Raw genomic sequence first — 24,324 nt, forward strand, 5'->3', positions numbered from 1 at the left:
CTACACAACCCACGGGGGCTCGCACCAGCGGGCTGAGAGGACGGCTAGCTCTTCGGAGCGATCAGGGCCGTCGACCGTCGAACCTGACCGGGTAATGCCGGCGTAGGGAGAGCACGCATGAGGGACACCTCTGTCACCACCAGCACCGTCACCACCGGCCCCATCGAGGGCAGCAGCAAGCGGTATCTCGACGTCGACGGGCTGCGAGTGCCCGTCCGGCGCGTCCAGTTGAGCAACGGCGAGCATCTGGACCTGTACGACACCTCCGGCCCGTACACCGACGCCGGAGCCCACATCGATCTCGAGGCGGGCCTGCCGAAGACCCGCGACGGCTGGACCAAGCCCGACGCCGTCGACATCGGGGGCGAGCGTGGCGACGGGAAGTCCACCCCCGTCCGCACCCAGTTGGCCTGGGCGCGGGCCGGGATCGTCACGCCCGAGATGCGTTTTTGCGCCGTCCGCGAGGGTGTTGCACCGGAGGTCGTGCGCGAGGAGGTTGCCGCGGGACGAGCGGTGATCCCGGCGAACCACAAGCACCCCGAGTCGGAGCCGATGGTCATCGGCAAGCGGTTCCTGGTGAAGATCAACGCGAACATCGGCAACTCCGCGGTGACCTCCTCCATCGCCGAGGAGGTGGAGAAGATGGTCTGGGCCACGCGCTGGGGTGCGGACAACATCATGGACCTGTCCACCGGCAAGGACATCCACCAGACCCGCGAGTGGATCCTGCGCAACTCCCCGGTGCCGGTCGGCACGGTGCCGATCTACCAGGCACTGGAGAAGGTGAACGGCGACCCGACCGCGCTGACCTGGGAGATCTACCGCGACACCGTGATCGAGCAGTGCGAGCAGGGCGTCGACTACATGACCGTGCACGCGGGTGTCCTGCTGCGGTACGTCCCGCTGACCGCCAAGCGGGTCACCGGGATCGTCTCGCGGGGCGGCTCGATCATGGCCGCCTGGTGCCTGGCCCACCATCGGGAGTCGTTCCTGTACACGCACTTCGAGGAGTTGTGCGAGATCCTCGCGCGCTACGACGTGACGTTCTCGCTCGGCGACGGACTGCGTCCGGGATCGATCGCCGACGCGAACGACGAGGCTCAGTTCGCCGAGCTGCGCACCCTGGGCGAGCTGACGAAGATCGCGAAATCGCATGGCGTGCAGGTGATGATCGAGGGACCCGGCCATGTGCCCATGCACAAGATCGTGGAGAACGTGCGACTCGAGGAAGAGCTCTGCGAGGAGGCGCCGTTCTACACCCTCGGACCGCTCGCCACCGACATCGCGCCCGCGTACGACCACATCACCTCGGCGATCGGTGCGTCCATCATCGCGCAGGCGGGCACCGCGATGCTCTGTTACGTGACGCCGAAGGAGCACCTGGGACTGCCCAACCGCGACGACGTGAAGGTCGGTGTCATCACCTACAAGATCGCCGCGCACTCGGCGGATCTCGCGAAGCAGCACCCCCGGGCGCAGGAACGCGACGACGCGCTGTCCAAGGCGCGCTTCGAGTTCCGCTGGCGCGACCAGTTCGCGCTCTCGTTGGACCCGGACACCGCCCGCGAGTACCACGACGAGACCATGCCGGCCGAGCCGGCGAAGACCGCGCACTTCTGCTCGATGTGCGGACCGAAGTTCTGCTCCATGCGGATCTCGGCGGACGTGCGTGAGTACGCCGAGCGCAACGGACTGACCGATGCGGCGGCGATCGAGGCCGGAATGGCGGAGAAGTCGGCGGAGTTCGCGGGCACGGGAAGCCAGGTCTACCTCCCGGTAGTGTCCACCTCGTGAAGTTCCTGCCCCTCACCCCCGACGGCCAGACGCCGATCCGCGTCCTCACCATCGCCGGAACCGACTCCGGCGGCGGCGCCGGCATCCAGGCCGACTCGCGCACGATGGCGATGTGCGGCGTCCACGCGTGCGTCGCGGTCGCGGCGGTGACCGTGCAGAACTCGGTGGGGGTCAGCGGGTTTCACGAGATCCCGCCCGAGATCGTGGCCGACCAGGTGCGGTCGGTGGTCGGCGACATCGGGGTGAGCGCCGCGAAGACCGGGATGCTGGCCTCGACGGCGATCATCGAGTCCGTCGCACGGGTGTGCGGCGAGGTCGGGATCGGCAAGGGGCAGGCCGTGCCGCTGGTCGTGGACCCCGTCTGCGCGTCCATGCACGGCGACCCGCTGCTGCACGCGGAGGCACTCGACGCGGTCCGCAACACGCTGATCCCGATCGCCTCGCTGGTCACACCGAACCTCGACGAGGTCCGGCTCATCACCGGCATCGAAGTGGTCGACGACGCGTCCGCCCGCCGGGCCGCGGAGGCCCTGCACGCGCTCGGCGCACAGTGGGCACTGGTCAAGGGCGGGCACCTGCGCACGTCGACCGAGTCCACCGACCTGCTGTTCGACGGGGACCGATTCCACGAGTTCACCAGCCCGCGGATCGACACCGGCAACGACCACGGCGGCGGCGACACCCTGGCCGCCGCGATCGCCTGCGCGCTCGCGCACGGGTACTCGATGCCGGCCGCGGTGGAGTTCGGCAAGGAGTGGGTCACCCGCTGCCTGGCGGCCTCCTACGACCTCGGCGCCGGGCACGGCCCGGTGTCCCCGCTCTGGCGCCTGCACTGACACGCGACTGTGCGCGTCCTCGCCCACGGCGAGGACGCGCACAGCGCCGGCGTCAGCGCGAGTAGTCGCGGAAGGTCATGACGCCCCCGACCAGGACGAGCACCACCGCAACCAGGTAGACCACGACGCGAAACCAGACCGGTCCGTAGTAGCTGACCGCCAGCGCCGCGCCGAGCGCCACGAGAATCATCACGACCCCGTACAGGGGTGTTCGCTGCTCCCTGTCAACCATTCCCTCAGTGTGCGCGCCTTCGCGCCCCGGCGTCATGGTTCGACGCACCCCGTTCAGTCGGCGCGCGTGAGGGTGAACAGTCTCAGGTCGTCGGGAACACCGCGCAGCGGCGCCGCGAACAGCCCGCGGCGGTACGGCTTGGCACGAAGGCCGAGGTCGTCGAGGAGCCCGGGCTCGAGCCCGTCCAGGGTGGCCGAGGAGGCCATCACGTTGCCGTCGCTACCGGCCTGCATCACCCGGGCGGCGACGTTCACGTCCACCCCGAGCCAGTCCGCGCCGATCTGTCGGGGTACGCCGGTGTGGATGCCCACCCGCATGCGCGGCCGGTAGCCGCCCTGCTGCACCTCCGCGAGAGCGGCACGCGCGGCGAAGGCCGCCTCGATCGCGCGGTCGGGCCTGGCGAACACGGCCATCATGCCGTCGCCCATCCGCTTGACGACGTGCCCGCCGAGGCCCGCGACGGGCGGTTCGATGGCGCGCGCGACGTCCCGCAACAGGTCGAGCGTGGCCTGGTCGCCCGCGACGAGTGCCCAGTCGGAGAACCCGACCAGGTCGGTGAAGACGAGAGTGACCTCGCGGGTGCCGCGGCCGCGGCCGGTGCGCTCGAGCAGCGCCTGCCAGACCTGCAGGGCACCGAGGCTGACCTCGCGGGAGGCACCGGGACCGTCGTCGAGCAGGCGGTCGGCGGCTCTGGCCATGGCCCGCACGCCGCCCGGTCCCGCGGTCGACAGCGGGTCACCGAAGGAGGGGTCGCCGGGGAGCGCACGGCGAAGCTTGCGGACGGCGTCGACGAGCTGGGGCGAGCTGTTCGCGGAACGGATCCAGCCGACGGCCGCCGCCGGCGTACTGCGGCGCGCGGGTTCGTCGACCGCCTCATCCCGCACCGAGCGCTCCTCACTCACAGACAAAAGTGTAACCGGACGTCACATGAAAAAGCGCTACGCGCCCGTGCGCGATCCGTACCCCGATGAGGGTACAAATCGCGCCCGGGCCGCGCAGCTGCCTCACGCGTCGCGGCGGTTCACCAGCACCAGCGAGGCACCGAAGATCGCCAGCACGACCACCGCGAAGTACACCAGCGAGCCCCAGGGTCCCCAGTGCCAGTCGATGCCCTGGTCGGCGCCCAGGAAGTGGTTCGCGTTGGCGAACGGGAGGAACGGCTTGACGTTCTCGCCGAACCGTCCGAACAGGCTGAAGAGGTTCTCGATCAGCAGCGGCCACAGCAGCAGCAGGGTGATCGCACCGGCGGACTGCCGGAGCAGGGTGCCGACGGCGACCGCGAGCATCACGCACAGGAAGGCGTAGATCGGCACGCCGTACACCGCCCGCCACGCCTCGCCGCCGGTGAGCACGAGTCGCGCGCCGGCCTCGGCACCCGCGGTGGCCTTGGCGATCGCGAAGGCCCCGAAGGTCAGCGCGAAGGTCAGCACCGCACCGAAGACGCCGATCAGTCCCGCCTTTGCCACCAGTACCGAATCGCGCTTGGGCACGGCCTGGAACGTGGTGCGGATGATGCCGAAGCGGTACTCACTGGTCACGGCGAGCGCGGCCAGGATCATCAGCACCAGCACGCCGAAGCCCGTGACGCCGCCGACGGCGTCGGACAGGGTCGGCAGGAGCGGCTCGAAGTCCGGCTTCTCCCCCTGCGCGAGTTGATTGTTGAACGAATTGAGGCTCGCCTTCGAGCTCAGGCCGACCACCGCGGCCAGCCCCAGGCCGAGGACCACGATCGCGACCGTGCACCACCAGGGCGACCGGGTCGAGGTGAGCTTGATTCGTTCCGCTGCCATGACACCCATCAGAGCGCCCCTCCCATCACTTCTTCGACGCCCGCGGCGTGGTACTGCACGTCGTCGCCGGTCAGCTTCATGAACGCTTCCTCGAGCGATCCGCGCTGAGAAGACAACTCGTGCAGGATGATTCCGTTACTGCCGGCGAGGTGGCCGATCGCGTCCGTGGTGGCGTCCAGCACCACCAGCGCCTGCCCGTCGAGCGGATCCCGACCGTCCTCGCGGACCGTCAGCCCCTGCGAGGTGAGCAGGCTGCGCAGGGCGTCGAGCTGCGGGCTGCGCACCCGCACGCTCGACTCGGAGGACCGGTCGACGAACTCCTGTACCGAGGTGTCCGAGATCAGCCGACCGCGGCCGATCACCACCAGATGCTCGGCGGTCAACGCCATCTCGGAGAGCAGGTGACTGGACACCAGAACGGTTCGTCCCTCGGCGGCCAAGCGCTGCATGAACTTTCGGATCCAGACGATGCCCTCCGGATCGAGACCGTTGACCGGCTCGTCGAACAGCAGCACCTTGGGGTCGCCCAGCAACGCGCCCGCGAGCCCAAGTCGCTGCGACATGCCGAGAGAGAATCCGCCCGCCTTCTTGCCCGCCACCTCGGTGAGACCGACCAGTCGCAACACCTCGTCGACCCGCGACGACGGCAGGCCGTTGGAGGCGGCCATCCAGTGCAGGTGCGCCTTGGCGGACCGGTTGGGGTGCACCCACTTCGCGTCGAGCAGCGCGCCGACCGTCCGCAACGGTTGCTTGAGTTCGCCGTACGGTTTGCCGTCGATCAGCGCGGTGCCCGATGTCGGGCGGTCGAGGCCGAGGATCATCCGCATGGTCGTGGACTTGCCCGCGCCGTTCGGCCCCAGGAATCCGGTGACGATGCCGGGTCGCACCGTGAAGGTCAGGTCGTCTACCGCCTTCGTGGGCCCGTATATCTTGGTCAATCCCCTCACTTCAATCATGAGGTCAAGGATTCACCAGTGCACCGAGGCGCGCATCCTCCGCAGGTCTCGACATCTGTCATCCCTGGGGATGACGTCAACCCTGACCGTTACCCCCGGGTGAGGGCCAGGCCGACAGGTCCGGGAAGTGGTTGGTGGGCTGTTCGCCCTCGTCGTACACCGTCGAGGCCGGGCCGATCAGCAACGGATCGGGGGTGCCGACGACCCGTGGGTTCTTGTCGGTGTAGTCGAACCGCGACAGCAGCCAGCGCATCGCCTCGAGTCGCGCCCGCTTCTTGTCGTTGGACTTGACGATCGTCCACGGCGCGTGCGGGGTGTCGGTGTAGAAGAGCATGTCCTCCTTCGCCTCGGTGTAGGCGTCCCACTTGTCGAGGCTGGCGAGGTCGGTCGGCGACAGCTTCCACCGCTTGACCGGGTCGGTGCTGCGGGCGACGAACCGCGCGTGCTGTTCCTCGCGACCGACCGAGAACCAGAACTTCACGAGACGAATACCCGACTGCACCAGCATCCGCTCGAATTCCGGTGCGGAGCGCGTGAATTCGAGGTACTCGTGCGGTGTGCAGTAACCCATCACCCGCTCGACACCCGCCCTGTTGTACCAGGACCGGTCCATGAGCACGATCTCACCGCCCGACGGGAGGTGCTCGACGTACCGCTGGAAGTACCACTGCTTGCGCTCACGCTCGGTGGGCTTCTCCAGCGCCATCACCCGGGCGCCACGAGGGTTGAGGTGCTCGGTGAGCCGCTTGATCGCGCCGCCCTTGCCCGCCGCGTCCCGACCCTCGAAGATGATGACGATCTTCTCGTCGTTCTCCTTGACCCACGCCTGCAGCTTCAGCAGCTCGATCTGCAGGGTCCGCTTGCGCCGCTCGTACTGCCGCCGGGTCATCTTCTTGTCGTAGGGGTACCCGTGCCGCCACGGCGCGTCCGGACCGTCGTCGCTCCGTATCCGTCCGGACTTGCGCAGCAGCTCGTCGATCTCGTCGATCTCGGGCGTGACGTCGACCTGCTGGGGCTGCGCCATCTCGAAATCGGGACCGGCACCCTGGCCGTCTGAGTTCCGAAGATCGTCCACCTTTCGAGACTACCTCCGGATCGGGTCAGAGATCGGGCGAGGAAGCCTGCGCCCAGAACCGCTTCGGGATCCGGCCCGCGAGCCGAGCCGCGCGACCGGCGACCACCGCGGACGCCATCGCGGTCGCCATGAGCGCGGGGTCCTTCGCCCTGGTCACCGCGGTCGCGAGCAGCACGGCGTCGCACCCCAGCTCCATCGCCAGCGCGGCGTCGCTCGCCGTCCCGATGCCGGCATCGAGGATCACCGGCACGCCCGCCGACTCGACGATCATCTCGATGTTGTGCGGGTTGCAGATGCCCAGCCCGGTGCCGATCGGGGCGCCGAGCGGCATCACCGCCGCACAACCGACGTCCTCGAGCCGACGGGCCAGCACCGGGTCGTCCGTGGTGTACGGCAACACGGTGAATCCGTCGTCGACGAGTTGTTCGGCGGCGGAGACCAACTCGATGGCGTCGGGCAGCAACGTCCGCTCGTCCGCGATCACCTCGAGCTTGACCCAGTCGGTCTCGAGCGCCTCGCGCGCCAACTGTGCGGTGAGCACGGCCTCGGCCGCGCCCCGGCACCCCGCGGTGTTCGGCAGCGGTGCGATCTTCAGCGTGGTCAGCAGGTCGAGCACCCCGGTGCCGCCGGCCGCGTCGATCCGCCGCATCGCGACCGTGGTCAGCTCGGTGCCCGACGCGACCAGCGCCTCCTCCAGCACCGCGAGGTTGGCCGCCCCGCCGGTGCCCATGATCAGGCGCGAGCCGAAGGTGCGCCCGGCGATGGTCAGCTGGTCGGTCACCATCGGGTCAGCCACCCTGCACCGCCGTGAGAATCTCGATCTCCCAACCCTTTTCGACCGGACTGCCCCAGGACGTGCGCGGGAACACCGTGCCGTCCACCGCCACCGCGATGCCCTTCTCCGGCAGTCCGAGATGCGCGAGCAACTGGGCCACGGTCAGCTGCTCGGACAACTGGTGATCCTCGCCGTTGACGGTGATACCGATGTTCACCGGTGCGTTGGTCATCTACTTCCTCGCTCTGTCGATCGACGCCCCGAGCCCGGCGAACCGGTCCGGGGAACAGGTCTTGGCCTCGGGCAGCGGAGTGCCCGAGAGTTCGGCGACCACCGCGTCCGCGGACAGCGGCGTCAGCAGGATGCCGTTGCGCCCGGCCCCGGCGGCCAGGACCACCCGGTCCGACACCCGGCCGAGGATCGGCAGGTTGTCGGGGCTCATCGGCCGCAGCCCGGCGGCGGTCTCGTGCAGTTCGTACTCCCCGATGCTCGGCATCAACGCCTCGGCGTCCGCGATCAGGTCGCGCACCCCGGCCACCGTGACCTGGGTGTCCTCGCCGGACTCGTGCTGTGTCGCACCGACGACGATCCCGTCGCCGCGCGGCACCAGGTAGACCGGCCGGCCGTGCACGCTGCCGCGGATGGTGCGGGTGGGGGCGGGCGCGACTCCGGGACGACGGTGCAGGCGCAGGATCTCGCCCTTGACCGGGCGCACCGGCAGTCCGGGCCACAGTCGCGCGGCGGCCGTGCCCGCGGCGATCACCACCTGATCGGCGTCGAGCGCATGGACGTCGGTGACGGCCTGCGGGGCGAACGTCACGCCCGCGCCCTCGCAGGCCCCACGGAGCGCGCGGACCAGGGCACGGTTGTCCACGGCGGACTCGGTGGCGGCGAGCAGGGCCAGTCGGATGTTCGGGGCGAGCGAGGGCTCGGCCGCACGGATCTCGGCACGCGAGAGCAGGTCCAGGTGGTACCCCTGCGTCTCGAGCCATTCCGCGACGCGGCGCAGGTCGGCGGCGTCGGCGGCGTCGAGCGCGACCGTCACCGAGCCGTCGGAGGTGAAGAGGGACTCACCGGTCAGCGACTCGAGTTCGCGACCGAACTCGGGCCACCGCTCCAGCGACGCGGCCCCGGCGGCCAGCACCGCGTCCTCGCCGGGCCAGCCCTCGGACAGCGGCGCGAGCATGCCGCCGGCCACCCAGGATGCACCCGACGCCACCGCCGGGTCGTGGACGGTGACGGTCCAGCCTGCCTTGGTCGCGCGCCACGCCACCGACAGTCCGATGGCGCCGCCACCGATCACCGCGACGGTTCTGCTCACAACTCCACCTCACTCCCTGCGCCGGCATGATCCGGGTCAGGTATGACGGTCGGGGCTCGCGAGCCCCCTCTCAGCCCCGCGTCCGCCGGGACTCCCGTGTCACTTCGTTCACGGTAGAGACTACCGTTGAGGTCGTGCATCCCTCGCATTCCGGTAAGCACCTGACCCCACGGGAACGCCTCGCGAGCGCCCGCCTCTACCTGTGCACCGACGCCCGCCGTGAGCGCGGCGACCTCGCCAAGTTCGCCGAAGCCGCGCTCGCCGGCGGGGTGGACATCATCCAGCTCCGTGACAAGGGCTCGCCGGGTGAGAAGAAGTTCGGCCGGATGGAGACCCGCGAGGAACTCGGCGCGCTCGCCGAGCTGGCGGCGGCGTGCAGGCGGCACGGCGCGCTGCTGGCCGTGAACGACCGCGCCGACCTCGCGCTGGCCGCGGGCGCCGACGTGCTGCACCTCGGGCAGGGCGACCTGCCGGTGCACTACGCGCGCCGGATCGTCGGCCCGCAGGTGGTCGTCGGCCGTTCGACGCACAGTCGCGCGCAGGCCCAGCTGGCGGCGATCGAGGACGACGTCGACTACTTCTGCACCGGTCCGGTGTGGGCCACGCCCACCAAGCCCGGGCGCACCGCGTCCGGCATCGAGCTCGTGCGCTCGACGGCCGAGTCGTCACCGACGATGCCGTGGTTCGCGATCGGCGGCATCGACGAGCATCGGCTGCCGGAGGTGCTCGACGCCGGGGCCAAGCGCATCGTCGTGGTCCGCGCGATCACCGAGGCCCGCGACCCCCAGGCCGCCGCCCGCTCCCTCGCCGACGCCCTGGCCGTCAACGCCGCCGCCCGCTGACCCTCCCCCGCCGACCCCCAAGCCCCGTCGGTCTTCCCGAATGGCCCATTCGGTCGGTCAGAGTGAACGAATGGGCCATTCGGGAAGGAACCCCGGGTCAGTCGAGCCAGGCGAGGACGGTCGACGGCGAGAGCCGCAGCACCGTCTCGGGCAGCCGGTCGCGCAGGCCGCGATCCGCGGTGACGACGGCGGTCAGCTCGTCGGCGAACCCGGTGAGGGTGGTCGACGCCGGGCGACCCGACGCCAGCAGCGCGAGTGCGTCGTCCCCGCTGCCGGGCGCGACGTGCACCGGAACCCGGGCGTCCACCCCGGCGACCGCGCCGGCCTGTCCCTCGAGTACCGCCTCGACCCTCGGCAGCCAACCGAAACCACCGCCAGGCAGTTCGATGGTGCGCGGCAGGCTTCCGGCGAGCGCGGCCAGCAACTCCCCGGTGGCCCCGACCCGGTCGCGCCACCACCCGTTGGGCCGCGATCCGAGCACGTTCGCGGTGTCGAGCAGCAGCCGTACCGGCGCCGCGCGCAGCGACGGCCAGCTGGCCGCGAACCCCGGATGCAGGGGCAGGTCCTCGACGCGGTCCTCGGGCACCCAGCGCAGCTCGGTGCTCTCCCCGTTCGGGACGGTGTCCAGCGCGGTCTCGGCATCGGCGATCACCGTCGTGTAGGTCCAGCCTCCCCCGGCTCGGGCGGTCACCCGTTCGGCCCGCACCTGCACCAGGTCGGTGGCGATGCCCGCCTCCTCCTGCGCCTCGCGAACTGCCGCGTGGGTGGTGCTCTCGTGCGAGTCCCGGGCGCCGCCGGGCAGTGCCCACGTGCCGCCCTGATGACTCCACTGCGCCCGGTGCTGGAGCAGGACCGCCGATCCACCGTCCTGCGCGGGCGCGCGCAGCAGCAGCCCGGCCGCACCGAACCGCCCCCAGTACCGGCTGCCGTCCTCGCTCGTGGCCCAGCCGTCCCCGTCACCGCGCATCGACTTCGCTCACCTACTCCAGATCGTGCCGCGCCGCACCAAGTCGGCCCCTCGCGTGTCCGCCACAACTGTTCGCCGTCGAACTTAGCCAGTCGTGGATCCCAAAGCGCGGTTACTGCTTATATGCTGCCCTTTGTCGGGCACTCGGGCCAGATAGAAGGGGTGCAGCACAGTGGCTGTTCGAGTTGCGCCTTCGACCGAGCCGCTCGGCGACACGCCCGCCCCGACCACGGAGCCGCTACCGCCGCCGAGCCGGCCCGCACGGCTGCGCGCGTTCAGCCGCACCACGCCCGCGAAGATGGTCACCCTCGGTGTCGGACTGATCGCCCTCGCGCTCCTGTCCGGCACCGTCGGCGCCGCCCAGGTCGCCGACCGTCAGCGCACCCTCGACACCCTGCTCACCCAGGTCGAACCACTCGCGAACGCGTCCCAGCACCTCTACAGCTCGCTGTCCATCGCGGACGCGGCCGCGACCACCGCGTTCCTCGCCGGCGGCATCGAGCCCGCCGCCGTCCGCGACCGGTACACGCAGGCCGTCGGCGACGCGGGCCAGGACATCGTCGACGCGTCCGTGGGTGTCGCGGCCGACGACGGGACCGCGCACGCCCTGTTGACGCAGCTGTCGGTCGGGCTGCCGGTGTACACCGGCCTCGTCGAGACGGCGCGCGCCAACAACCGCACCGGGTACCCGGTGGGGTCGGCGTACCTGAGCGAGGCCTCGTCGATGATGCAGACCACCCTGCTGCCGCTGGCCGAGCAGTTGCACAACGAGCAGTCCGACCGGGTGGTGCAGAGCCAGGACGAGTTCGCCCGGCCGCCGTGGCTGGCGATCGCCCTGCTGGTGCTCGCCCTGGTGGCCCTCGTCGTCGCCTCGCTGCTGCTCGCCCGCTGGACCCGCCGCCGACTGAACCTGGGCCTGATCGTCGCCGCGGCCGCGATCGCCGCCGCGGTCTGCTGGCTGGTGGCCGCGGGGCTGGTCTCGGCGACGGCCACCGCGCACGCGCTGGACGACGGCGCCCGACCGCTGACCGATCTGACGACCGCCCGCATCCTCGCCCAGCAGGCCCGCGCCGACGAGACGCTCAGCCTGGTCCGGCGCGAACTCACCGGCGTCTACGACCAGCAGTTCGACGACCACCTGACACGACTGAAGGCACTCCTCGACCAGTACCCGCACGGCGGCCGGGTGGACGTCAGCACCGATCAGGTCGCGGCGACCGCCGCGGCCCGCACCGCGTGGGCACAGGCGCACCAGCGTTTGGTCGCGATGCTCGGCAGCGGGGACTGGAACGGTGCGGTCGCGGTGGCGGTGGGTACCGGGGACCGCGATTCGGCGACCTACTTCGCCGCCGCCGACGCCGAGCTCAGCAAGGCGATCGACACGGCGCGAACGCAATTGCGCAACAACGTGGACCGCGCCGTGTCCACACTGACCGCACTCGCACCGGGCGTTCTGGTGCTGGCCGCCCTCGCCGCGACCGGAGTCGTGGCCGGACTCCTGCCCCGACTGCGGGAGTACCAATGACGAAGACCGGAACCCGAAGGCGGGCAGCATTGTTCGCGGTGGCCGCAGCGGCACTCGTGGTCGCCGGGTGTACCGGCGAGCAGCTCGGTCCAGGATCGCGCCCCGACTACGCCATGCCCCCCATGCCCTCCGGCGCGAGCGTCGCCGCATCCCCGACCGGCACCGCCCCGGAGCGCACCTGCGGGGACCCGACCGCGAGCCTGCGTCCGTTCGCCGAGGGCGCGAAACCCCCGACCGCGGCACTCGCCCGCATCCAGGCCAGGGGCCGACTGATCGTCGGGCTCGACACCGGTAGCAATCTGATGAGTTTCCGCGACCCGAGCACCGGGACCATCGAGGGCTTCGACGCCGACATCGCCCGCGAGGTCGCTCGCGACCTGCTCGGCGACCCCAGCCGGGTGGAGTTCCGCATCCTGTCCTCGGCCGACCGGATTCCGGCCCTGAACGACAATACGGTCGACATCGTCGTGAAGACCATGACGATCAATTGTGAGCGCCGTCAACAGGTCGGCTTCTCCACCGTCTACTTCCTTGCGCAGCAACGAGTTCTCGTGACCAAGGGCTCGGACATCCGGAGTGCGGCCGATCTCGCGGGCAAGCGGGTGTGCGCGGCGGCGGGCACCACCTCGGTCGAGCACATCCAGCGGGTTCAGCCGGCCGCGATCGTCGTCACCGTGCCGAACTGGGGAGACTGCCTCGTGGTCCTGCAGCAACGTCAGGTGGAGGCGGTGACCGGTGACGACACCCTCCTCGCCGGCCTCGCCTCCCAGGACCCGAACCTGCAGATCGTCGGAGGGAGCCTCAGCCCCGAGCCTTACGGGATCGGTGTCAACCAGACCGACCCGGATCTCGTCCGCCTGGTCAACGGCAGCCTGGACAGAATGCGTCAGGACGGCACGTGGCAGCGACTCTACGACCGGTGGCTCGGCGTACTCGGTCCTTCCTCCGGCCCACCCGTGCCGAGTTACCGGGACTGAGGGCCGAGTCGTGACCACCCCCGACGAGCCGGAGGTACCGACCCAGTCCACCGACTCCACCCCGGAACTGCAGCCCACCCAGGCCCCGCCGGAATCCGAGCCCACCCGGGCCACCCCCGCGGCCTCGGCCCCGACCCGTTCGACGCCGACCCGCACCACCGGCCGGCGCAGCCGCACCCAGCGATCGCGAAGCAGCGCCCGCCGGCGGATCGGTGCCGGACTGGTCGAGGTTCCACCGGTGCCGGCACCCGATCCCGCCGAGGCGGTGATGGCCGAGGCCGTCGTGGCCGAGAAGAAGCGCTTCTGTTGGAAGTGCGGTGCTCGGGTCGGGCGGGCCGTCGGGGACGAACCGGGGGCAACCTCAGGCAGTTGCTCCACCTGCGGCACCGTCTTCGACTTCACCCCGCTGCTCGAGACCGGCGACCTGGTGGCCGGCCAGTACGAGGTGCAGGGGTGCATCGCGCACGGCGGGCTCGGCTGGATCTACCTGGCGATCGACCGCAATGTCAGTGATCGGTGGGTGGTCCTCAAGGGCCTGCTGCACTTCGGCGACGCCGAGGCGCAGGCCGTGGCGTTGGCGGAGCGGCACTTTCTCGCCGAGGTGGAGCACCACGGCATCGTGAAGATCTACAACTTCGTCGAACACCCACGCCCGGACGGCAGCCCGATGGGGTACATCGTCATGGAATACGTGGGCGGACACTCCCTTCGCGAGGTGTTGAGCACTCACACACGGCCGGAACGGATTCCCGTCGAGCAGGCGATCGCATACGTGCTCGAGATCCTGCCCGCGCTCGACTACCTGCACTCCGTCGGACTGGTCTACAACGACCTCAAGCCGGAGAACATCATGGTCGCCGACGACCAGCTCAAGCTGATCGACCTCGGCGCCGTGGCGGGAATCGAGGACTTCGGCTACCTGTACGGCACACCCGGCTACCAGGCGCCCGAGATCGTCGAGACCGGTCCGACCGTCGCCTCGGACATCTACACGGTCGGACGCACACTGGCGGTACTGACGCTCCACCTGCCCTCGGAGAAGGGCCGATATCTCGACGGGATCCCGTCGCCCGAGCAGGCACCGCTACTGGCCGAGTACGAATCGTTCCATCGACTGCTGTTGCGCGCGACCGACCCGGATCCGCGGCGCCGCTTCTCGACGGCGCACGAGATGGGCGGCCAGCTGACCGGCGTGCTGCGCGAGATTCTGGCCCAGCAGACCGGCGAAGAGCGGCCGGGACTGTCCGAGGTGCTGAGCCCGGGCCGCACCACGTTCGGCACGGAGGAGGCCGTGCTCGCGACCGACGTCTACGTCGACGGGCATCGGCACGAGGTCACACTGAACGGCGGTGAAGTCGTTGCCGCCCTAGCGGTTCCGCTGATCAACCCGACCGACCCGAGCTCGGCGCTGATCACCGCGATGGTGCACGCCGAGCCGGACCAGACCCTCGACTCGATCCGCCGCGCCCGCGCCAACGGCCTCGAGCGCACGGTGGACGGGGCCGCTGGCTTCACGGCGGAGATCGCGCTCGCCGAGGTCAAGGCGCACCTCGACCTCGGCGACGGTCCGGCCGCGGCCCGAGTGCTCGACACGATCACCGCCAGGAAGGGAGGAAACTGGCGGGTCGACTGGTATCGGGGCATGACGGACCTACTGGAGGGCGAATATCGTTCCGCCATGACGCATTTCGACGCGACACTCGCCGCACTGCCCGGCGAGATCGCCCCGAAACTGGCGCTGGCGGCCACCGCCGAGCTCGTCATCGCGCACTGGAAGACCGAACGCCCCGACAAGTGGCGTTCCCTCGCCGAGAAGTACTACCGAATCGTCTGGCGTACCGACCGCGGGGTGGTCAGCGCCGCGTTCGGGCTGGCCCGGCAACTCGCCGACCGCGGCGACATCGCCGGCGCCCTGGCCGCGCTCGACCAGATCCCCGTCACCTCGAGACATTTCAACCTCGCCCGGATGACGGCCGTGCTGACCCGACTGTCGGGTGCGCCGATCGACGAGATCGACGAGGCTGCGCTGCGGGACGCCGCGCAGCGAGTCAGCGCCCTGCCCGCCGACGAGGGCCGCGCCCTGCAGCTGCGGACCCTGGTGCTGGGCACCGCGCTGGACTGGGTGCTGCTCGGGCACACCGCCCGCGCCGAGCGCGAGCCCATCCTGGGCGTGCCGTTCACCGAGCACGGCCTGCGCTCGGGCACCGAGGCGGGCCTGCGAGCGCTCGCCCGCAACGCGGCGGACACCCGGCACCGCTACGCCCTGGTGGACGTCGCCAACTCCATCCGCCCCCGCACCTGGTTCTGAGCGGACTGCCGCGTCCGGTCGACCGGGTCGCGGCGCGCCGAGGTCGGCCTCGAACGCGTCACACCACCCCCGATTCGCCCTGGACGGTCGTCCAACATCCTCTATGCTCCCGGTTCCGCAATCAGGTAGATCAGGTAGTCGATTGATGAGGACCCCTAAGCACATGCCCCCGCTGACCGCGCGCGTTCGCCGCCGCCTCGCGCACGCGCTGTCCGTCTCGCTCGCACTCGTCGTGGCATCCGCGGGCATGGCCGCGGCCGCGCCGACCGAGCGACCGGACCCCCTCGCCGACAATCCGGTCTTCGGGCTCGCGAACGGCTGCTACGCAGTGAAATCCGAGCAGTCGGGAAAGCTCGTCCGCCGTGCCGACGCCGGCTACCGCGCCGACGCGGCCACCCGTGCCGACGCCGAAGCCCTCCGGCTGCACGCCGCCGGGCTCGGCCGGTTCATGTTCTACGGCCCCGGCGGCGACCTCCTCGCGCACGACGGCGCCGGCGCGATCGTCGCGACCCGCGACGCCACTCCCGCGACGGACTGGACCCTCACCCACACCGACGGCACCTACGCCATCACCTCCACCGCCAACGGCAACCAGCTCACCGCCGGCCCGAACGGACTGGCACTGAGCAACCCGGGCGTCGACCCGACCGGCGGACGGTTCACCCTCGTCGCGACCTCGGGCTGTGCCGACTTCCCCGACTCCGAGGTGAACGCCACCGGCGCCCCGCTGTCCGGGACCGGGCCGAACGGCGAGGTGCGCGGCTTCATCGACGCGCACGTCCACCTCGACGCGTCCGAGTTCATGGGCGGAAACGTGCACTGCGGCAAGCCCTTCGACCCGCAGGGCATCACCGCCGCCCTACGCGACTGCCCCGACCACGGCAGCAACGGGCTGCCCGCCCTGCTCGAGAACGTCCTCTCGCACGGCAGCCCGTTCGAGGAACACGACACCACCGGCTGGCCCACCTTCGCGGACTGGCCGGCCCACGACTCGATGACCCACGAGCAGACCTACTACAAGTGGGTGGAGCGGGCCTGGCGCGGCGGACTCCGGATCTTCACCAACATGCTCGTGGCCAACCGCGTGCTGTGCGAGCTGTACCCGCTCGAGCGAAATCCGTGCAACGAGATGGACACCATCCGGATCGAGGCCGCTCAGGTTCGTGAACTGCAGGACTACATCGACGCCCAGTACGGCGGCCCCGGCCGCGGCTGGTTCCGCATCGTCAGCACGCCCGAGCAGGTCCGCCAGGTCGCCGCGGAGGGCAAGCTCGCCGTCACCCTCGGCATCGAGACCTCCGAGCCGTTCGGCTGCAGCACGCTGCGGGAGGTGCCGCAGTGCACGGCGCAGGACATCGACCGTGGGCTGGACGAGGTCCATGCGATGGGCGTGCGGCAGATCATCCTCGTGCACAAGTTCGACAACGCCCTCGGCGGAACGCGATTCGACCCGGGCACCACCGGCGTCGCCGTCAACATCGGGAACCTCCTCGGCACCGGCAAGTTCTGGGAGGTCGAGCCGTGCCGCGGCGCGGCCACGGACAAGACGATTCAGTCGATCACGCCGGCAGACCTCGGGAAGATGGCGGCGTCGCTGCCGTTGGGCAGCTCGGCACCCTCGTACCCGGACGGTCCCCGATGCAACACCCGCGGGCTGACCGACCTGGGCGAGCACGCGATCCGGGGCATGATGAGCCGCGGCATGATCGTCGACATCGACCACATGAGCGCCAAGGCGTCCGACGCCACACTGAAGATCCTCGAGGACGCGAAGTACTCGGGCGTGGTGTCCAGCCACGGCTGGACCGACAGGTCGAACGTCGGGCGGATCTACGCGCTCGGCGGGTTCGTCGCGGAGTACGCGGGCACCCTGCCGGGCTTCGTCGACACCTGGCGCGAGACGCGCGCGCAACGCAGCGACAAGTACTACTACGGCTTCGGTTTCGGGGCGGACACCAACGGTTTCGCTCCCCAGGTCGCCCCGCGCGAGGGTGCGGACACCACCCCGCTGCGGTACCCGTACACCACCTTCGACGGCGGCACCGTGATGGACCGCCAACGCACCGGGGACCGCGTGTTCGACGTCAACACCGACGGGGTCGCGCAGTACGGCATGATCCCCGACTGGATCGCGGACATGCGGGGCGTCGCCGGCGCGGACGGCGACCAGATCACCGAGGACCTGGCCCGGGGCGCGGAGGCGTACCTGCAGATGTGGGAGCGCGTCGCGAAGTGACCGGGCGCGGGCGGCGCTACCTCTCGAATTCCCGTGCCGCCCGCGCGATCGCGAGTTCCTCGTTCGTCGGGACGACGAGCACCGCGACGGTCGAGGCGTCGGTGGAGATCACCCGTGCCTCCCGGCTCCGCACCGCATTGCGCTCGGCGTCGACCTCGATGCCGAAGCCCTCGAGCCCGGCGAGCGCGTCAGCACGGACCTCGGCCGCATTCTCCCCGACTCCGGCGGTGAAGGTGATCGCGTCCAGCCTGCCGAGGGTCACCATGTAGGCGCCGATGTACTTGCGCAGGCGATGCACGTACACGCGATAGGCCAGCGACGCGTCCTCGTCACCCGACTCGATCAACGCACGCAACTCCCGGAAGTCGTTGACCCCGCTGATGCCCTTGAGCCCGGACCGGCGGTTGAGCAGGTCGTCGATCTCGTCGACGTCCAGTCCGGCACTACGCCGCAGGTGCATCACGATGCCGGGATCGATGTCGCCGCTGCGGGTCCCCATCACCAGGCCCTCGAGCGGGGTCAGGCCCATCGAGGTGTCCATGGCCTTGCCACCCGCGATGGCCGACGCCGAGGCACCGTTGCCCAGGTGCAGCACGATCTGGTGCAGGGCACCGAGGTCGCGGCCGAGCACCTCGGCGACCCGGCCGGAGACGTACTCGTGGGAGGTTCCGTGGAACCCGTACCGCCGCACCGCGTGCTTGCGGGCGATCGTCATGTCGATCGCGTAGGTCCGCGCCGACTCCGGCAGCGTGTGGAAGAACGCGGTGTCGAACACGGCGACGTGCGGGACACCGGGCAGGGCCGCCATCGCCGACTCGATGCCGATCACGTTGGCCGGATTGTGCAGCGGGGCAAGGGCGGACAGCCGCGAGATCTCGGCGAGCACCTCTGCCGTGATCTCGGTGGGACGGTAGAAGACCTCGCCGCCGTGCACCACCCGGTGGCCGACCGCCGCGATGCCCGCGGACCCGAGATCGACGCCCGCCTCGGCGAACATCGAGAACGCCAGCGCCAGCCCCTCGCGGTGGTCGGCGATCGGCCCGCGGTGCTCGCGATCGACGCCGTCCTGCCGATGGCTGACGACGCCCTCGGGTTCGCCGATCCGCTCGACCAGACCCGACGCCAGTGCGGCACCGTCGTCCGGGTCGACGAGCTGGTACTTGATCGAGGACGACCCCGAATTGACGACCAGCACCGAACCCTTCACGATGTGACCTCCTGTGCCGCAACGGCTTGCGCCTGGATGGCGGTGATGGCGACGGTGTTGACGATGTCCTGGACCAGTGCGCCTCGCGAGAGGTCGTTGACCGGTTTGCGCAGGCCCTGCAGCACCGGCCCGACCGCCACCGCGCCCGCACTGCGCTGGACCGCCTTGTAGGTGTTGTTGCCGGTGTTCAGGTCCGGGAAGACGAAGACCGTCGCGCGGCCGGCCACCTGCGAGTCGGGCAGCTTCGCGGTGGCCACGCTCGGCTCGATCGCCGCGTCGTACTGGATCGGCCCCTCCACCAACAGGTCCGGCCTGCGCTCACGAACCAGCGCGGTCGCGGCGCGCACCTTGTCCACGTCCGCGCCCGAGCCGGAGTCACCGGTCGAGTACGACAGCATGGCGACCCGCGGGTCGATGCCGAACTGGGCCGAGGTGGACGCCGACGAGATCGCGATGTCGGCGAGTTGGTCGGCGGTGGGGTCGGGCACCACCGCGCAGTCGCCGTAGGCGAGCACCCTGTCGGCGAGGCACATCAGGAAGATGCTCGAGACCGTCGACACCCCGGGCTCGGTCTTGATGATCTCGAAGGACGGCCGGATGGTGTGCGCGGTGGTGTGCGCGGCGCCGGAGACCATCCCGTCTGCCACCCCGAGGTGGACCATCATCGTGCCGAAGTACGAGATGTCGGCCATCACCTCGCGGGCCCGCTCGAGCGTCATGCCCTTGTGCGCCCGGATCCGGGCGTACTCCTCGGCGAACCGATCGGTGTACTCGCAGGAGATCGGGTCGAGCACCCGCGCCGCGTCCAGATCGACGCCGAGCTCCGCGGCACGTCGACGGATCGGCCCCTCGTCTCCGAGGATCGTCAGGTCGGCGACCCGGCGCTGCAACAGCCGTCCCGCCGCCCGCAGGATCCGGTCGTCGCCGCCCTCGGGCAGCACGATGTGCCTCCGGTCGGTGCGGGCGCGTTCGATCAGCTGGTACTCGAACATCTGCGGGGTGACCACCTCCGGCCGTGGAACCTGGAGCCGGGCCAGCAGGTCGGCGGCGTTCACGCGTTGCTCCATCAGGCTCAGCGCGGTGTCGACCTTGCGTTGCGAGCCGACCGCGACGCGACCACGCGCCCGGTACGCGGCCGAGGCCGTGTCGTAGGTGCCGAGGTCGGTGGCGAGGATCGGCAGCCGTGGTCGCAGCCCCGCCATCAGCTTCGCCACGGCCGGGTGCGGGGCGAGGCCGCCGTTCATGATGATGCCCGTGAGGGACGGAAAGCCCTCCGCCTCATGGGCATTGACCAACGCGAGGAGAACCTCGGAACGGTCGGCGGGAACGATCACCACCTGCCCGTCGGTGAGCCGCTCGAGGATGTGCTCGGCGGTCATGCCGCCCACCATCACCCGCAGTGCCTCGCGCTGGAGCAGTTCCGGGTCGCCGCTGTAGAGCTCGCCGTCGACGGCGGTCTGCAGTTCGGCCATCGTCGGCGCCACCAGCAGCGGGATCTCCGGCAGGCTCCACGCGGGCACCCCGAGCGGCGCCAGCGCGGCGGTGACCGCGTCGAGTCCGTTTGGGTCGCAACGGTTCGCAACCACACCCACCAGGTGCGCGTGATGCACCCGCAGTTCGGCGGCGCAGATCTGACCGAGCGCGACGATCTCCTCGAGGGTGCGTCCGGAACCACGCAGCGCCAACAGCACCGGTGCGTCCAGGTTCACGGCGATGCGGGCGTTGTATCCGAGCTCGCTCGGGCTGCCGACGTCGGTGTAGTCGCTGCCGACGATCACCACGGCGTCGCACTGTTCGGCGACCGCGTGGTAGCGCGCCACGATCTCGCTCAGCGCCAGCTCGGGATCGGCGTGCACCTGCTCGTAGGTGACACCGAGGCACTGCTCGTAGCTCAAGTCCGCCGTGGTGTGGTCGATCAGCAGTTCGAGGATGTAGTCGGGCTCGGCGGCGGAACGCGCGATCGGGCGGAACACCCCGACCCGGACCGCGGACCCGCTGAGCATCTGCAACACACCCAGCGCGATCGTCGACTTGCCGGTGTCGCCCTCGGGCGAGGCGATGTAGATGCTCGAGACTGCCGACTCTGCGGATGCCATGCGGTCAGCCTAGTGTCGGTGGCCGCCCCGGGTGATCGCCGGTGCCGTAACCCACTCCCCGCGGCGACCGTCGGCCGCGGTGTCGGCGACCCGGGGACTCAGTGCCGGTCGCGCAGCAAATCCGCGAGCCCGCTGCGATCGGCGACGTCGAGCTTCATGCAGGCGCGGTAGATGTGTCCCTCGACGGTCCGCACGGACACCACCAGCCGGTCCGCGATCTCCCGGTTGGACAGTCCGACCGCCACCATCGAGGCGACCTCGCGTTCCCGGCTCGTCAACGGCAGCGGCCGCGCCGCTGCCGTCACCGCCGGCGTCGACGCGTGATCACACCGCTCGGCGAGGGTATTCGCCGTGGCAGCGGCGTCGAGGTATTCGCGACGGCGCCCGGCATCCGAATAGGCGACCGCGGCCTGCGCGGAGGCGTCCGCGGCGTCGAGCGGCACACCGAGGTCCTCGAATTCGCGTGCGACTCTGGCCAATTCGTCACCGTCCCCCGCGGCGAACGCGGCGGCCTGGGCCGCCGCGAGCCGCACCAGCGGACCGTCGCAGCGGTCCACGAGCTCCGAGAGCCGCGGCGCCGTGGTCGCGTCCCCGAAACGCGTCGCCAGGTGCAACGCTCTCGCTTCGATGGCGAACTGGCCTGCTTCGCGGGCGGCGTCAGCGGCGGCCCGGGCCGTGGCCATCGCCCGGGACGCTTCACCCTGACCAGCCGCCTCCCATGCTGTGCCGATCTCGTACATCGGCCCGAACACCGCGACGTGGCGGCCGAAGCGCGCCTGCGCCGCGGCGACGACGGCCTTCGCGTCGGCGCTCCGGCCGAGCACCGAATACGCATGCGCCAGAAACGGATACGCCGGAAATATCCAGGAGATGGCGGAGCCGGTGTCCCCCCCGGCCAAGGCCGCCATTGCCTGTTCGAGCCGCCGTGCGGCGTCCGCGAACCTGCCACGGGCCAGTTCGACCGGCGCGATCAGAATGTTGGCCTGCCCCCATCCCAGGTACCCACCCGTCGTGGCCGAGTAGTCGAGGTACCGCTGCGCCCGTCGCTCGGCTGCGTCGAAATCTCCGGTCAGCACAAGTGCCAGGATCGGCCCCATCGCCGCCGGGTACCGGGTCAGCCCGTCCACCTTCGTCATGACGGCGTCGCCGCGGGCGGCAAGCGCGGCGACTTCCGTACCCCGACCGGACAACGCCAGCGCGAGGCCGCCCGCGAAGGTGGCCCACTCCTCCGCCCAGGGCGAGAGGTCCGGCTCGGCCAGGATCGCGTTCGCGTCGGAAAGACCCTCGCCGAGCCTGTTCTCGAAGACTGCGCAGGTGGCAGCGAGCCCGCGGACCACCAGCGCCGCGGTCGGGTCGGTGGCCCGTACGCGGAGCGCCGCGAGCACCTCGTCGGCCTTGTCCGCATCACCACCGGACCAGAACAAGTTGGCGACCCGAGTCAGGCCCCACCGCACCAGCTGCCGCTGGTCGAGCTGGTCGGGGTCGAATCGGCTCAGCAGCGCCTCCGCCTCGGCCACCCGACCCTGCCACAGCAGCGTCCGGGCCAGCAGGTTCGACGGCCCGAAGCCGCCGTTGCGGTCGACGGCCGCACGAGCCAGCCGTTCGCCGAGGGGCACGTTCGCGAGCGCGAGCGCGTCCTTGGCCGCGGCGACGAGGAGTTCGACGTCCGGAGTCTGGTCGCTGTCGAGGGCCAACTCTGCGAGCCGGATCCGGTCACCGGGCCCGGCGAGCGGATGGGTCTGCAGGGCCTCGACCAGATTGCCGCGCAATCGCCGTGCCGCGGCGCGGCCGACCCGTCGGCGGACAACCTCGCTGAACATCGGGTGGTTGTACCGGACCTCGACCTTCGACCCGTCCTCGACGATCTGGATCAGCCCACGCTGCTCGGCATCCTCCACCGCGCCCTCGCCGGCCAGGTCGCTGAGGGTGTCGAGGGCCAGGGGCTCGCAGAAGGTGAGCAGTTCGAGCACCCGCATCACGTCCGAGGGCAAGTGCTCGATGCGGTCCTCGAGCAGCGACGCAAGCTCCGAGGTGATCGCCGCCCGCCCCCGCAACTGCCACACCCCGCGCCGCTCACGCAAGGTGCCGGCCTCCAGGGCCCCCTCCACGAGGTGGTGCAGGAACAGCGCGTTGCCGCCGGACGCCTCCCACATCAGCTTCGCGCTCAGTCCCTCGAGCGGCCCGCCGAGCACGGACTCGATGAACGTGACGCTCTGCTCACGGGTGAACGGCGTCAACTCCAGGCGCATCAGGTGCCCGTCCTTCCACAGCGACGTGACGGCGTCCGGGGTGGACTCGCCGCTGCGGACGGTCGCGACGATGTGCGCTGCCCGGTCGATGGCCAACTGGTGCAGGAAGGTCGCCGAGAGCTGGTCGAGCAGGTGTGCGTCGTCGACCCCGATCACCACTGGGTCGCCGTCGCCGAGCAGCGCCTCGCGGGCCGCCGACATGAAGGCCACCGGATCCCGGGACGTGGTCGAGCCGACGAGGTGAGCGAACACCCCGAGCGGGATGCTGCGAGCCGACTCGGTACCCGCGACCCAGCGCACCTCACCAGGGATCGACTGGGTCGCCACTCGCGCGAGGGTGGTCTTGCCGACTCCGGCATCCCCGGTCAGAACGACCCCACACGCACCTGCGTCGGAGGTCAATGCGGACTTCAGCGTTTCGAATTCGAGCTGCCGCTGAATCAGCGGCCAAGGCCGATTCATGATCAAAAGCCTATGCCCGCGACCGGGGGAATTCTGCGTTTTGCCGGGTTCGCCCGGTCAGACCACCGATGCGCGATCGATGTCGGACACGTCGGCACCCGCCGATTCGAGCCGCCCGAACAGCTGCTCGGTGCCGTGCGCGGAGGCGAACTGGAGCTCGGCGTCGCTGATCGGGACGACCTGTAGCCAGGTTCTGACGGCCTCCTCCTCGTCGACCATGATCTCGAGTTCCGGCCAGATGAAGGGCACCACGAGCAGCACGTGCTTCATCGCCCGGTCCGCATCCGCCTCACGGACCGCGTTGGGGACGATCGTGTTGGGCGTGACGTGGAAGGACCCGGACGCGACCGCGAAAGCGCACTTGGCGAGCACGTCGGCCATCGCCCGGTAGTCGGCGCGGCCGACCGTCACCAGCTCGGTGCGGATCGGCCTGCCGTCGGCGGTGGTGACGTTCGTCGGATATCGGGACAGGTCGAGCGTCGCGTACGAGGAGAAGCCGGGCCCCGGGCAGTCGTCGCCGACGGCGACCGACACCTCGTCCGGGTCCTGCCCGTCGCCGTCCTCGTCCACCGCGGCCCTGAACCTCAGCACCCGGGGCAGCCCGCCGAACACCTCCCCGATCCGGCGAGCCTGTTCCCTGATCGAGTCGCTGGCGTCCATGCGCGGAAGCCTAGTG

General features: G+C 70.5%; 20 protein-coding genes and 2 riboswitches. Of the genes, 7 read left to right on the top strand and 13 right to left on the bottom strand.

Annotated elements, in window-relative coordinates; all coding sequences use genetic code 11:
- Position 1: 1 nt before the first annotated feature.
- Positions 2-126, top strand: a riboswitch (TPP riboswitch).
- Positions 118-1,794: a phosphomethylpyrimidine synthase ThiC gene (gene thiC / locus ACFVH2_RS10255; RefSeq protein ID WP_378422104.1), complete on the top strand. Its 1,677-nt coding sequence runs from the start codon at positions 118-120 to the stop codon at positions 1,792-1,794. Its footprint overlaps the riboswitch before it by 9 nt.
- Positions 1,791-2,630 (top strand): bifunctional hydroxymethylpyrimidine kinase/phosphomethylpyrimidine kinase, encoded by an 840-nt coding sequence (gene thiD, locus ACFVH2_RS10260; RefSeq protein WP_378422106.1) that lies wholly within the window; start codon positions 1,791-1,793, stop codon positions 2,628-2,630. Before thiC ends, thiD begins: the two co-directional genes overlap by 4 nt.
- Positions 2,631-2,682: 52 nt before the next feature.
- On the opposite strand, the gene ACFVH2_RS10265 is transcribed toward thiD, so the two are convergent.
- From ACFVH2_RS10265 to thiO, 8 genes are all read right to left on the bottom strand, one after another.
- Positions 2,683-2,862, bottom strand: a complete 180-nt coding sequence (locus ACFVH2_RS10265; RefSeq protein ID WP_378422107.1) for a hypothetical protein — start codon at positions 2,860-2,862, stop codon at positions 2,683-2,685.
- Between the two features lie 53 nt (positions 2,863-2,915).
- Complete coding sequence (locus ACFVH2_RS10270; RefSeq protein ID WP_378422109.1) at positions 2,916-3,764, bottom strand: adenylate/guanylate cyclase domain-containing protein; 849 nt, start codon at positions 3,762-3,764, stop codon at positions 2,916-2,918.
- Positions 3,765-3,866: 102 nt separating this feature from the next.
- A complete protein-coding gene (locus ACFVH2_RS10275) occupies positions 3,867-4,661 on the bottom strand; it encodes an ABC transporter permease (RefSeq protein WP_378422111.1) in 795 nt (264 codons plus the stop codon).
- Complete coding sequence (locus ACFVH2_RS10280; RefSeq protein ID WP_378422113.1) at positions 4,661-5,608, bottom strand: ABC transporter ATP-binding protein; 948 nt, start codon at positions 5,606-5,608, stop codon at positions 4,661-4,663. Before ACFVH2_RS10280 ends, ACFVH2_RS10275 begins: the two co-directional genes overlap by 1 nt.
- A 76-nt stretch (positions 5,609-5,684) precedes the next feature.
- The gene (gene ppk2 / locus ACFVH2_RS10285; RefSeq protein WP_378422191.1) at positions 5,685-6,632 is read right to left on the bottom strand and encodes a polyphosphate kinase 2; all 948 of its coding nucleotides are present in this window, start codon (positions 6,630-6,632) and stop codon (positions 5,685-5,687) included.
- A 76-nt stretch (positions 6,633-6,708) separates the two neighbouring features.
- Positions 6,709-7,467 (bottom strand): thiazole synthase, encoded by a 759-nt coding sequence (locus tag ACFVH2_RS10290; protein ID WP_378422193.1) that lies wholly within the window; start codon positions 7,465-7,467, stop codon positions 6,709-6,711.
- 4 nt (positions 7,468-7,471) lie between these two features.
- Positions 7,472-7,690: a sulfur carrier protein ThiS gene (gene thiS / locus ACFVH2_RS10295; RefSeq protein WP_378422115.1), complete on the bottom strand. Its 219-nt coding sequence runs from the start codon at positions 7,688-7,690 to the stop codon at positions 7,472-7,474.
- Positions 7,691-8,779, bottom strand: a complete 1,089-nt coding sequence (thiO, locus tag ACFVH2_RS10300) for a glycine oxidase ThiO (protein ID WP_378422117.1) — start codon at positions 8,777-8,779, stop codon at positions 7,691-7,693.
- Positions 8,776-8,887, bottom strand: a riboswitch (TPP riboswitch). (Overlaps the previous gene by 4 nt.)
- 26 nt (positions 8,888-8,913) lie before the next feature.
- Here thiO and thiE point away from each other — a divergent pair.
- The gene (gene thiE, locus ACFVH2_RS10305) at positions 8,914-9,621 is read left to right on the top strand and encodes a thiamine phosphate synthase (protein ID WP_378422119.1); all 708 of its coding nucleotides are present in this window, start codon (positions 8,914-8,916) and stop codon (positions 9,619-9,621) included.
- A gap of 97 nt (positions 9,622-9,718) precedes the next feature.
- Here the strand turns inward: thiE and ACFVH2_RS10310 are convergent, their stop codons facing one another.
- A complete protein-coding gene (locus tag ACFVH2_RS10310) occupies positions 9,719-10,588 on the bottom strand; it encodes an NUDIX domain-containing protein (RefSeq protein WP_378422121.1) in 870 nt (289 codons plus the stop codon).
- Between the two features lie 172 nt (positions 10,589-10,760).
- Here ACFVH2_RS10310 and ACFVH2_RS10315 point away from each other — a divergent pair, with 172 nt between their 5' ends.
- From ACFVH2_RS10315 to ACFVH2_RS10330, 4 genes are all read left to right on the top strand, one after another.
- Positions 10,761-12,113 carry a hypothetical protein gene (locus ACFVH2_RS10315; protein WP_378422122.1) on the top strand — a complete coding sequence of 451 codons (1,353 nt, stop codon included), beginning with the start codon at positions 10,761-10,763 and terminating at the stop codon, positions 12,111-12,113.
- Positions 12,110-13,090 carry a glutamate ABC transporter substrate-binding protein gene (locus tag ACFVH2_RS10320; protein WP_378422123.1) on the top strand — a complete coding sequence of 327 codons (981 nt, stop codon included), beginning with the start codon at positions 12,110-12,112 and terminating at the stop codon, positions 13,088-13,090. The genes ACFVH2_RS10315 and ACFVH2_RS10320 overlap by 4 nt, the downstream gene beginning before the upstream one ends.
- A 10-nt stretch (positions 13,091-13,100) precedes the next feature.
- Entirely contained in the window at positions 13,101-15,398 is a 2,298-nt protein-coding gene (locus ACFVH2_RS10325; RefSeq protein WP_378422125.1) for a tetratricopeptide repeat protein, read from the top strand.
- A gap of 145 nt (positions 15,399-15,543) precedes the next feature.
- A complete protein-coding gene (locus ACFVH2_RS10330; RefSeq protein ID WP_378475700.1) occupies positions 15,544-17,634 on the top strand; it encodes a peptidase in 2,091 nt (696 codons plus the stop codon).
- Between the two features lie 16 nt (positions 17,635-17,650).
- Here ACFVH2_RS10330 and ACFVH2_RS10335 read toward each other — a convergent pair whose 3' ends face one another.
- The 4 genes from ACFVH2_RS10335 to ACFVH2_RS10350 all read right to left on the bottom strand — a co-directional run bounded on the left by ACFVH2_RS10335 (position 17,651) and on the right by ACFVH2_RS10350 (position 24,308).
- Entirely contained in the window at positions 17,651-18,844 is a 1,194-nt protein-coding gene (locus tag ACFVH2_RS10335) for an acetate kinase (protein WP_378422195.1), read from the bottom strand.
- On the bottom strand, positions 18,838-20,937 hold the full coding sequence (pta, locus tag ACFVH2_RS10340) for a phosphate acetyltransferase (protein ID WP_378422129.1): 2,100 nt from the start codon (positions 20,935-20,937) through the stop codon (positions 18,838-18,840). The genes ACFVH2_RS10335 and pta overlap by 7 nt, the downstream gene beginning before the upstream one ends.
- Before the next feature lie 98 nt (positions 20,938-21,035).
- Positions 21,036-23,648, bottom strand: coding sequence for a LuxR C-terminal-related transcriptional regulator (locus ACFVH2_RS10345; protein WP_378422131.1), 2,613 nt, complete (start codon positions 23,646-23,648; stop codon positions 21,036-21,038).
- A 57-nt stretch (positions 23,649-23,705) separates the two neighbouring features.
- The gene (locus ACFVH2_RS10350; RefSeq protein ID WP_378422133.1) at positions 23,706-24,308 is read right to left on the bottom strand and encodes a suppressor of fused domain protein; all 603 of its coding nucleotides are present in this window, start codon (positions 24,306-24,308) and stop codon (positions 23,706-23,708) included.
- Between the last annotated feature and the right edge of the window lie 16 nt (positions 24,309-24,324).

This window comes from Rhodococcus sp. NPDC127527, from assembly GCF_042672245.1.
GTDB lineage: Bacteria > Actinomycetota > Actinomycetes > Mycobacteriales > Mycobacteriaceae > Rhodococcus_G.